General features: G+C 71.1%; 9 protein-coding genes and 2 pseudogenes. 4 read left to right on the top strand and 7 right to left on the bottom strand.

Going from position 1 to position 9656, the window contains the following annotated elements; all coding sequences use genetic code 11:
* A pseudogene (locus tag Q0283_RS11270) lies at positions 1-351 on the top strand (methyltransferase); the annotation flags it as partial.
* 37 nt (positions 352-388) lie between these two features.
* On the opposite strand, the gene Q0283_RS11265 reads toward Q0283_RS11270, so the two are convergent.
* On the bottom strand, positions 389-631 hold the full coding sequence (locus tag Q0283_RS11265; RefSeq protein ID WP_221243759.1) for a CDGSH iron-sulfur domain-containing protein: 243 nt from the start codon (positions 629-631) through the stop codon (positions 389-391).
* A complete protein-coding gene (locus Q0283_RS11260; RefSeq protein ID WP_183528962.1) occupies positions 628-1569 on the bottom strand; it encodes an iron-containing redox enzyme family protein in 942 nt (313 codons plus the stop codon). The genes Q0283_RS11265 and Q0283_RS11260 overlap by 4 nt, the downstream gene beginning before the upstream one ends.
* Positions 1570-1888: 319 nt before the next feature.
* On the opposite strand from Q0283_RS11260, the gene Q0283_RS11255 reads away from it, so the two are divergent.
* Positions 1889-2134 carry a hypothetical protein gene (locus Q0283_RS11255; RefSeq protein WP_010143850.1) on the top strand — a complete coding sequence of 82 codons (246 nt, stop codon included), beginning with the start codon at positions 1889-1891 and terminating at the stop codon, positions 2132-2134.
* A 15-nt stretch (positions 2135-2149) separates the two neighbouring features.
* Here the strand turns inward: Q0283_RS11255 and Q0283_RS11250 are convergent.
* A pseudogene (locus Q0283_RS11250) lies at positions 2150-3015 on the bottom strand (IS5 family transposase).
* 156 nt (positions 3016-3171) lie between these two features.
* Positions 3172-4038, bottom strand: a complete 867-nt coding sequence (locus tag Q0283_RS11245) for a metal-dependent hydrolase (RefSeq protein ID WP_298044699.1) — start codon at positions 4036-4038, stop codon at positions 3172-3174.
* A gap of 712 nt (positions 4039-4750) precedes the next feature.
* Here Q0283_RS11245 and Q0283_RS11240 point away from each other — a divergent pair.
* On the top strand, positions 4751-5086 hold the full coding sequence (locus Q0283_RS11240; RefSeq protein ID WP_298044697.1) for a WhiB family transcriptional regulator: 336 nt from the start codon (positions 4751-4753) through the stop codon (positions 5084-5086).
* A 43-nt stretch (positions 5087-5129) separates the two neighbouring features.
* On the opposite strand, the gene Q0283_RS11235 is transcribed toward Q0283_RS11240, so the two are convergent.
* Entirely contained in the window at positions 5130-6524 is a 1395-nt protein-coding gene (locus tag Q0283_RS11235) for an MFS transporter (RefSeq protein ID WP_298044695.1), read from the bottom strand.
* Between the two features lie 172 nt (positions 6525-6696).
* Here Q0283_RS11235 and Q0283_RS11230 point away from each other — a divergent pair, with 172 nt between their 5' ends.
* Positions 6697-7575: a transporter substrate-binding domain-containing protein gene (locus tag Q0283_RS11230; protein ID WP_298044693.1), complete on the top strand. Its 879-nt coding sequence runs from the start codon at positions 6697-6699 to the stop codon at positions 7573-7575.
* 44 nt (positions 7576-7619) lie between these two features.
* Here the strand turns inward: Q0283_RS11230 and Q0283_RS11225 are convergent, their stop codons facing one another.
* Together Q0283_RS11225 and Q0283_RS11220 are read right to left on the bottom strand one after the other, a co-directional pair.
* Positions 7620-8666, bottom strand: coding sequence for a hypothetical protein (locus Q0283_RS11225; RefSeq protein WP_298044691.1), 1047 nt, complete (start codon positions 8664-8666; stop codon positions 7620-7622).
* Positions 8667-8778: 112 nt separating this feature from the next.
* A partial coding sequence (locus Q0283_RS11220) for an acyl-CoA dehydrogenase family protein (protein ID WP_298044690.1) occupies positions 8779-9656 on the bottom strand: 878 nt, incomplete at its 5' end.

Genomic DNA, 9656 nt, shown 5'->3' with positions numbered 1-9656 from the left:
TCCCGCGTCGAGTTCCGGCTGGCCCGGATCGATGAGGCGCTCGGTGAGGACGAACGGTTCCCGTTGATCATCGCGGACCCGCCGTGGGTGCGCTCGGCGGAGACCTCGCGGTTCCCGGCGGACCCCGTCCTGGCGATCGACGGCGGCGACGACGGCCTGGACCTCGCGCGGACGTGCGCCGACCTCATCGTCGGTCACCTGGCCGGCGGGGGCTCCGCACTGCTCCAGCTTGGCAACACCGCCCAGGCCGAGCTGATCGCCGCCTATGCGGGGCAGCGGTCCGACGGTGCGGTCAGCGCGGTCGAGACCCGCGTCTTCGACCGCGGGGTGGTCGTGCGGCTCACCCGCTGACCCCTCAGGCTGCCCGGCGGGCCGGTCGGTGCGCCGGTCAGCGGCCGGGGCGCCTGCGCATCACCTTGTGGGTGCCGTCACACCACGGCTTGATGGCGGAACCGCCGCAGCGGCAGACGGCGCTGACGGGCCGGGTGGTCTGATATTCGTTGCCGTCCTCGTCCTGCACCACGTGATCGCCGCGGAGCAGGATCGGGCCTCCCGGACAGAAGATCACGTCCGGGTGGCCCGGGGTCATGCCCGGCCCCTGGCCCGGCAGCCTGCCCGGTTCGTCGCTCATGAGGCCCACGCGCCGAGCATGCGCTGGGCGTAGCGGTCGTCCTGGTCCAGGCTGGTCCACGCGCCGAAGAAGACGTCCTCGTGCAGGGAGGGCTCCTCGGCCAGCAGGGCCCCGCAGATCGTGCGGACGGCCAATTGCTCGTGCACCGCGTCGGCCTCGACGTGCTCGGTGTAGTACTCGACCATTTCCGCAGGGAAGCCCAGGCGCTCCAGCCCGCCGGCGATCTTGCGCGACGGCGAAGAGCTGGTGGCCTCGAAGGCGGTCAGAAAGCCGAGCGAGGCCGCACGGAGTCGCCGGTTCAACCCGAACAGGGACATCACGTTGTTCTGCTCGAGGACCTCGACCGGGACCTCGTCGATGTACGCGCCGTACTCGGCCGACAGGCCGCTGGCCGTCAGGCCCTGGGCGAAGAGGTGGGCGTGCAACCGGTGCGGGTTGCCACCCCCGTACTCGTCGTACTGCAACTCCATCACGGCGGCCTTGACGGTATCGGACAGGCGGGGGATGACCCACGTGGTGTGGTCCGACTCCTTCAGGTGGTAGATCGACTTGTGACGCAGGAACTCCCGCACCTGCTCCTCGGATGCGGAGCGGTGGATGTGGGCCGCCAGCGAGGGGCCGTCGTGGTCGGCGACGAACGCGAAGAAGTCCTCGGCGAAGTTCCCGGGCTCGGGCACCCCGGGGGTCCGGGCGCGGAGCTCCCGCTCGAAGTCCTGCTCGAGGCGCCGTCGCACCGCGATCAGCTGCGGGTCCCACTCCAGGTCGCCCGCCACGTCCTCGAAGCCCCGGTAGTGCTGCTCGTACAGGGCCCACAGGGTGATCTGGGCGTCCTCGGGACTGCCGGCGTCCGGGGCGTCGGCCGCCCGGGAGGTGTCCCCGGTGCGCAGGGACTCCAGGACGCACTCGCTGAGCGGGCCGCGCGCGGTGGGGGTCAGCATGGGTCCACCTCCCGCCGGGCGGTCCGGGGCAGGGCGGGCTGGGGCAGAGCAGTGGGCTGGCACATCGGTCGGTGCATCCAGATCCTCGTCTCGGTGTGAAGGACGGCGGGTGGCCGGGGTGTCCGTCACCCGCCGGTTCCGAATCTACCGTGAGTGATGCGGGCCTCATCACCCGGGGCGCGCTGCAGGGGCCGATCCCTGTCCCGGGCGGGGCCCGCAGGGGGTGGGGGAATACTGCGCCGTGTGACCCCGGCCACGACGCCTCGGCTGCCTTCGGGTACGGTGGATGGCGCACGATCAACGGTTGGGGGACCGGACTATGAAGAACCTGTTGGCGGAAGCACTGGAGATCCTGCGGGACACCGAGGCGAACGACACCCGCACGAAGGCCCGGGGGCGCCGTGCCCACGCCCGCGTGCTGACGATGATCAACCTCGCCGACGAGACGGCCAAGCTCAGCCGGGAGCAGCGCATCGGGAACCTGCTGGCCCTGGCGCAACTGGACAAGGATTCCGGCTGGGCGCTCGAGGAGGCCCGCCGGATGCTGTCCGAGGAGGCCGGCTAGGGCCTGTCCTGTGAATCATCGCATCCACAGGATGGTGGCGGCGATGAGGAGTTCGAAGCGGTAGTAGGCGGCGCGCTTGGCGTAGCGGGTGGCCAGGTCGCGGAATTGCTTGAGCCGGTTGAAGCAGCGTTCGACCACGTTGCGGCGGCGGTACTCGGCGGCGTCGAAGGCCGGAGGCCTGCCACCGGCGCTGCCCCTGGCGGCACGGCGGGCTTTCTGGTCGGTGCGCTCGGGGCTGGTGAAGCGGATACGGCGCCGGCGCAGTGCGGCGCGGGTCGAGGGATGAGAATAGGCCTTGTCCGCCAGGACCGCCTCGGGGCGGCACCGTGGCCGGCCCGCACCGCGGCGGCGGACGCCGATGGCCTCCAGCAAGGGCAGCAACTGCGGGTTGTCCCCGTCCTGGCCGGGCGTGAGCAGCACGCTCATCGGCAGCCCCCGCCCGTCCACGGCCAGGTGGATCTTGCTGCTCAGTCCGCCCCGGGAGCGTCCGATCCCTTCACCGTCCACTGCGATGGCCTCGATCGCGGGCCGGCACCCCCTTTTTTACGGGCCCCGGCCGCGTGCTGGTGGGCCCGTACGACGGTCGAGTCGACGCTGATGATCCATTCGACCTCCCCGACGGCGTCGTCCTTGACGACGGCCTCGGCCAGGATCTTCTCCCAGGTCCCGTCCAAGGTCCATTTCCGCAGCCGCTCATGGGCGGTCTTCCAGGGACCGTAACGCTCGGGCACATCCCGCCAAGGAACACCGGTGCGCAGTTTGAACAGGATCGCATTGATCACCTGCCGGTGATCACGCCACTGCCCGCCGCGCCCGGACACCGGCAGCAACGGCTCGATCCTGGCCCACGCCTTATCCGTCAGTTCACCACGCCCGACCATTCCACAGGTCTAACACCGACAGTCCCAGATTCACAGGACACGCCCTAGACCGGTCCGCGCGGACCCCGGTTCGAGGGTGCCCTCCCGGGGGTCGCCTCCCGGGGGTCTCCCGAGGCCCGGGAGGGACGGACCGGGTGCGTCAGAGCGCGGGGTGCATCAGAGCGCGGTGCCGAGGAGCTGGACACCGACGCCCCACGCGGCACTGAGCATGCCCACCACGGCGACCGCGGAGATCAGGGTGGCCGCCGCCCACTCACGCCGTGACCCGGTGGGGCCCAGCACGGGCAGCTTCATCCGCCCGCCACTGCTCCACATCTCCCGCACCAGCGGCGTCCGGGACAGCTCCCGTGGCCGCCGGAGGCGCACGGGCCACAGCAGGTTGCAGCCGCCGTCGGTGAGCATGTCCCCGGCGACGTGGACCACCACGCCCAGCGCCACCGCCAGCACGAACCAGGAGCTCTCCGCTCCCAGCCCCACGGTGACCAGCGCCCCGCACAGGATCCCCACCAGCCAGGGGGCCCTGCGTGCCCGGTCCGGCATGAACCGCAGTGCCTTCACCGCGAAGGCGGACAGCAGCACGGTCCCGATCCCGGCGCCGAGCTGCAACGCGCCGGACTCGGTCGGCAGCGTCAACCGGGAGAGCAGCCAGGCCATCAGGGTGAACGCGGCGATCCCCAGCAGCGAGTGCGTCCCGTTGCGGTGCCCACCGGCGGCCCGGCCGAGGATGCGGCACAACCACTCCGAGACCGGCGGCAGTGAGTGGGCGATGGAGGCGTGGCGGTGGTCGGCGTCCGGCAGCAGTGCGGCGCCGGCGGCGACGATCGCCCCGGCCAGGACGCCGAGGTCCGTGATCCCGCCCAGCAGCCCGAATCCCAGGGGGATGGCCTCCGGCAGCGTCAGCAACGCCCCGGTGCCCGTGCCGAACAGCCCGACGCCGGCCAGCGGTCCCAGCGCCAGCTCACCGTCGGCGGCGATCAGCACCCAGGCCGCCGCGCCGCAGGCGGCGTGATGTGGTCCCATCATGGGCGGGGTCCCCTCCTCGCAGATCAGGTGGGATGCCGTCGCGGCGGCACCCCGGAACGCCCTCGGGATCGGCCCGGATGGCCGGTCCCGAGGGCACCCAACATCTGACCACACGGGGCGGACGGGTTTAGCCGTCGCGGGGCCGGCGTCCTGCGGGCACCCCCGCGGGGGTGGTCATCCGCGGTGTCATCCACCGGTCGGAGACAGTCGATGGAGGTGTCCTGCAACCTTTTCGGCGCCGGAGCGGTAATTCGGGCGTAACCGTCGAGATGTACCCGTCGATTTCCACCCCAGGTCCGGCGTCGGCCCCATCGGTTCCCGGACCGCGGCGAGCACCGCCACCACCATGCTCGGGGTTCGCCGCTGCTCGAACAGAAAAGGTGACGCAGTCATGGCCATCATGAACCCCGCACTCCGAGACGCCGCGGACGCGTTCCGGGGCCGCCCGGCACCAGGGGGTGCCCCGTCGGGCGTCCTCTCCCAGGGCGTCGCTCGGCGAGGGATCCGCGCGGCCGGCGTTCCCTCGCCGGGTGTCGCCGAGCCAGACGTCCCGGCGCAGGGTGTCGCGGACGCCGAGGCCACCACCTCCGGCGTCCCTGCCTCCGGCATCACACCCCCCGGCTTCCCAGCTTCCGGCATCACAACCCCCGGCCGCCCGGCATCCGGTGCTCCCGGGCCGCGCGGGCCGGTGCGGGACCTGCCCCGCGGGCCGATGCCGCCCCTGACCGCGCTCACCGCACACCCGTCCGAGGGCTGGAAGCCCGAGGGGGACTGGAAGCTGTACGCCGAGTGCGGTCCGGGTGACACCGAGCTCTTCTTCTCGAAGGACCCCATGGAGAAGAAGGCGGCCCTGGCGATCTGCAACGACTGTCCCGTGGTCAGCGAGTGCCTCGCGGAGGCGATGACGCAGGAGACGGGAGTGGACCTGCACGGCCGGTACGGCATCCGCGGCGGGACCACTCCGGTCCAGCGGCGGGAGCTGGCCCGCAGCCTGAACCAGCGCCCGGCGAAGCCGCGCCGCAACACGCCGACCTCGAAGGCCGGGTGAGCGGCGCGGCCCACGGCAGCGCGTCAGGGTGCCGCCGCAGCGGTCACCGGTGCCGCAGCGGCTTGCGGCTGGTCTCCGGGGCCAGGGCCACGGCGACGAACGAGACGGCGGCGGCGGCCATGAGGTACCAGCTCGGCGCGAGGTCGGTGCCCGAGGTGGCGATCAGCCACGTGGCCACGAGCGGGGCCGTGCCGCCGAAGATGGCGTTGGAGAGGTTGAAGGAGACGGCGAAGCCGGAGTAGCGGACCCTCGTGGGGAACATCTCGGCCAGGAAGCTGGGCAGGGTGCCGTCGTTGAGGGTCAACAGGGCACCGAGCAGGATCTGGACCAGCACGATCACCACGAAGCTGCCGGTGCCCAGCAGGACGAACGCCGGGTAGGTCAGCACGATGAACAGCACCGAGGCGCTGATGAGGACCTTCTTGCGCCCGAAACGGTCGGAGAGCATGCCGGTGAGGAAGATGAACCCGATGTAGGTCAGCAGCGCCACGGTGGTGGCGATGTAGGACAGCGTCTCGTCCAGGCCGATCTCCTGCGAGAGGTACGTCGGCATGTAGCTGAGGATCACGTAGAAGCCGACGGCGTTGAGCAGCACGGCGCCGCTGGCCACGAGCAGGGCGCGCCAGTGCTGGGTGAACAGGTCGGACACGGGGGTCTTGACGGCCTCGTCCTCCTCGGCCAGCTCGCGGAAGACCGGGGTGTCCTCGAGCTTGTTGCGGATGTAGCGGCCGATCAGGCCCATGGGGGCGGCCAGGAGGAAGGGCAGCCGCCAGCCCCAGTCGCTCATCTGCCCGGCGTCGAGCAGGCCGGTGAGCAGCGCGGCGATGAGGGAACCGAGGAGCAGGCCGGTCGCCGTCGAGGCCGGGACGACGGCGGCGAACAGGCCGCGCCGGTTCGCCGGGGCGTACTCGACGAGGAAGGCCGAGGCGCCGGCGTACTCACCGGAGGCGGAGAAGCCCTGGACCACGCGCAGCAGCAGCAGGGTGATCGGCGCCCAGATGCCGATGGCGGCGTAGGACGGGATCAGGGCGATGCAGAAGGTCGCCATCGACATCAGCAGGATGGACCAGGACAGCGCGGTGCGCCGGCCGATGCGGTCGCCGAGGTGACCCCAGACGAACCCGCCCAGGGGCCGGACGAGGAAGGAGATCGCGAACAGGGCGAAGGTGAGCATGAGGCCGGTCTGCGGATCGGACTCGGGGAAGAACACCGCGGTGATGGTGACCGCGAGATAGCCGTAGACGGCGTAGTCGAACCACTCGACGAAGTTGCCGATGAAGCTGGCGGCGACCACCCGGCGTCGGGTGGAACGGATCTCCTCGGGGCGGGGCTGTCCGCTGAGGGAGAGGTCGGGGGCGTCATGGCCCGGTGTGCCCGACCCGGGATGCTGGCTGGGGAGGGGCTGAGAGGCCGTGCCGGAGGATGAGTTTCGGATCATGTGTAACCACCCAGGTTGAGGTTGCATGGTTTGCAACGAGGTTGCATAGATGCAATCATGTGACCCGGGTCACGTCAAGGCATGGGGCCCGTGGCGGGAGCGCCGGTGCGGGGGCCGCGGGGTGGGCCTGCATAGTATGAGGCAGGTCACCTCTGTCACCGTCAGGAGCCCCATGAGAACCCGAATGACGCCCCTCCGCCCCGCCCTGGCCCTGCTGGGCCTGGCCGCCCTCACGCTCACGGGTTGTGCCGACCAGATCAGGGGCGCCCAGGGGGTCGCGGAGACCTCGCCGGTGCCCGCCGTGGGCTCGGGGGACGCCGCCGGCGCCTCGCGGCTGGACGCCATCAAGGACTCCGGCCGTCTCACGGTCTGCACCACCGGTGACTATCCGCCCTTCACCGAGCAGGCGGAGGGATCCGGGGAGTTCACGGGCATCGACGTGGACATGGCCAGGGACCTCGCCGAGACCCTCGGTGTCGAGGTCGAGTGGGTCAAGACCAGTTGGAAGACCCTCATGGACGACTACCTGGCCGGGTGCGACATCGCGGTCGGCGGCATCTCGATGAACCCCGAGCGTGCTGAACAGGTCTTCTTCACCGCCCCGACCCTGGAGGACGGCAAGACGCCCATCGCGCGCTGTGAGGACGCCGAGAAGTACCGGTCCATCGAGGACATCAACCGTCCCGGCGTCACCTCGATCTTCCCGGAGGGAGGCACCAACGAGAAGTTCGCCCGCGAGCACTACCCCGAGGGCGAGCTGAAGACCCACGACAACCTGACGATCTTCGACGAGATCGTGGCCGGCCGCGCCGACGTGATGACCACCGACCGTTCGGAGGTGCTGTACATCGACCACGAGTACGAGGAGCTCTGCGTGGTCAATCCGGACGAGCCGTTCGACTACTTCCAGAAGGGCTACATGCTCCCGCAGGGGGACGTGGTCTTCAAGCACTACGTGGACCAGTGGCTGGACATCGCCCTGAACGACGGCACCTATGACGAGATCGCCCGCCCCTGGATCGGCGACGTGGACCTGACGCTGGAGCGCTGAGCCGACGACGCCGCGCGCCCCGCCGGTCCCAGGCGGAGGGGGCCTCAGGCGGCGGGGGCCTCCTGGGTCCGGTGGCCCCGGCGCTGGCGGAGCACCACGGCCGCACCGGAGGATCCCAGCAGGACCAGGCCGGCCACCAGGGTGGCGCCGCCGGCGCCGAGGGAGCCGTCGGTCCACTCGATGAGCGCCTCCGTGACCGCGGTGGTCAGGGCGATGACCCCCACGGCCAGGAAGGGCCACCAGCCGCGCCACCAGTACAGGCCGAACAGCGCCAGGGCGACGACGAACGTCACCGCGTACGCCCAGCCGGGTTCAGGATGCGCCAGGAGGACCTGCGCCCCCAGGAGCAGCATCAGTGCCCCGACCGCCCCGCCCAGCTGGGGTTCGGTCCACCACCGGCCGAGCAGGGAGAGGGCGAGCCACGCGGCGCCCACCGCCAGGATCAGCACGGCACGCAGCACCTCGGCGCGGTAGTCGTCGCCCGTCCAGACACTGGTGAGGAACACGACGGTGGCCAGGGCCAGCGCCAGATGCAGCAGCGGTGAGGGGGCCAGCACGTAGCCGACCAGCAGGATGACCAGGGCCAGCACCACCCCGGAGGTCATGGACACGTTGTGCAGGTCGTAGGACGGCGGCGGGAAGTTCTCGTGCAGGATCCAGCTGCCCAGCGCGACGCCGGCCGCGATGGACGCCGCGACCACGAGCGTCCCGGCCAGGAACCGGGGACGCGGGCCGAGCCGGTCGCGCAGCAGCCAGGCGCCGCCCGCGGCCCGGACGATCACGAGGGCACCGGCCAGGAGCACGACGGCGATGCCCCCGAGGATCAGGCTGCGTTGGAGGGCCGTGAGGTCGCCCCAGTACTGCGCGGCAAGCAGGATGACCGCGACGACGACCAGCGCGGCGCCCGCGTAGGCGATCACCTCGGTCAGTCGCGGGCCCGTCCGCCGGCGTTCCTCCGGTGCGCCGACGGCACCGGGCGGGGCGAGCTGGCGCTCGACGACGGAGATCGCGTCCTCCGCCCGCTGTGCGTCCACCAGCCCGGCATCCACCAGGCCCGTGACGATCCGGCGCGAGGTCCCCTGCTCATTCATGCGCGAAGCATAACCCTCCGGTGATGCTCCGGGTCAGGCCCCGGTCCCGGTCAGGTCGCGGTTGGGCGCGGGCCGGTCTGCTGTTCGGTCTGTTGTTCGGTGTGCTGGTGGGTCATGGTCGGGCCTGGGTCCGGGTGAAGGCGCCGATGCCGGTCAGGGTGCGGCCGATGGTGAGCTGGTGGACCTCGTCGGTGCCCTCGTAGGTGCGCACGGACTCGAGGTTGTTGGCGTGGCGCAGCGGGGAGTGCTCCAGGGTGATCCCGTTGCCCCCGAGCATCTCCCTCGCTTCGCGGGCGATGCCGATCGCGACCCGGCAGTTGTCCAGCTTCCCGGTGGAGATCATCGCCGGGCTCAACGCGGCCGGGTCGGTGTCCTTGATCCGGCCGATCTGGTGAGCCAACAGGTACCCCTTGTTGATGGCCACCGCCATGTCCGCCAGCTTCGCCTGCGTGAGCTGGAACCCGGCCAACGGGGTGCCGAACTGTTCCCGGCCCAGCGTGTAGTCCAGCACCGCGTTGAACGCGTCCCGGGCCGCGCCCATCACCCCCCAGATGATCCCGTACCTCGCCTCGTTCAGGCACTGGAACGGGCCCTTCAGGCCCACCGCACTCTCGGCCGGCAGGATCGCCTCGGCCGGCAGGCGCACCTGATCGAGGTGGATCTCGCACTGCACCGAGGCCCGCATCGACAGCTTGGACCCGATCGCCTCGGCGGAGAACCCGGGAGTGTCCGTGGGCACCACGAACCCGCGCACCCCCCGGCCCTCCCCGTGCTCACCGGTCTGGGCCCAGATGATCGCCACATCGGCCAGGGTCGCCAACCCGATCCACCGCTTGGTCCCGGACAGCACCCAGTCCCCACCCGGCTCCTGGACGGCGGTGGTTCTCATCGAGGCCGGGTCCGAGCCCGCATTCGGTTCGGTGAGCCCGAAACACCCGATCGCCTCACCGGCGGCCATGGCCGGCAGCCACTGCTGTTTCTGGGCCTCGG

It is taken from the genome of uncultured Citricoccus sp. (assembly GCF_937871995.1).
In the GTDB taxonomy this organism is placed as follows: domain Bacteria; phylum Actinomycetota; class Actinomycetes; order Actinomycetales; family Micrococcaceae; genus Citricoccus.
Note: the sequence above shows the minus strand (reverse complement) of the source record. Positions and strands in the feature narration are given on the sequence as shown.

Excerpts from the sequence above, each read along its gene's own strand:
- Q0283_RS11245 (WP_298044699.1), bottom strand. The coding sequence starts at position 4,038 with ATGATGGGACCACATCACGCCGCCTGCGGCGCGGCGGCCTGGGTGCTG.
- Q0283_RS11235 (WP_298044695.1), bottom strand. The coding sequence starts at position 6,524 with ATGATCCGAAACTCATCCTCCGGCACGGCCTCTCAGCCCCTCCCCAGC.
- Q0283_RS11260 (WP_183528962.1), bottom strand. The coding sequence starts at position 1,569 with ATGCTGACCCCCACCGCGCGCGGCCCGCTCAGCGAGTGCGTCCTGGAG.
- Q0283_RS11255 (WP_010143850.1), top strand. The coding sequence starts at position 1,889 with ATGAAGAACCTGTTGGCGGAAGCACTGGAGATCCTGCGGGACACCGAG.
- Q0283_RS11225 (WP_298044691.1), bottom strand. The coding sequence starts at position 8,666 with ATGAATGAGCAGGGGACCTCGCGCCGGATCGTCACGGGCCTGGTGGAT.
- Q0283_RS11265 (WP_221243759.1), bottom strand. The coding sequence starts at position 631 with ATGAGCGACGAACCGGGCAGGCTGCCGGGCCAGGGGCCGGGCATGACC.
- Q0283_RS11240 (WP_298044697.1), top strand. The coding sequence starts at position 4,751 with ATGCCGCCCCTGACCGCGCTCACCGCACACCCGTCCGAGGGCTGGAAG.
- Q0283_RS11230 (WP_298044693.1), top strand. The coding sequence starts at position 6,697 with ATGAGAACCCGAATGACGCCCCTCCGCCCCGCCCTGGCCCTGCTGGGC.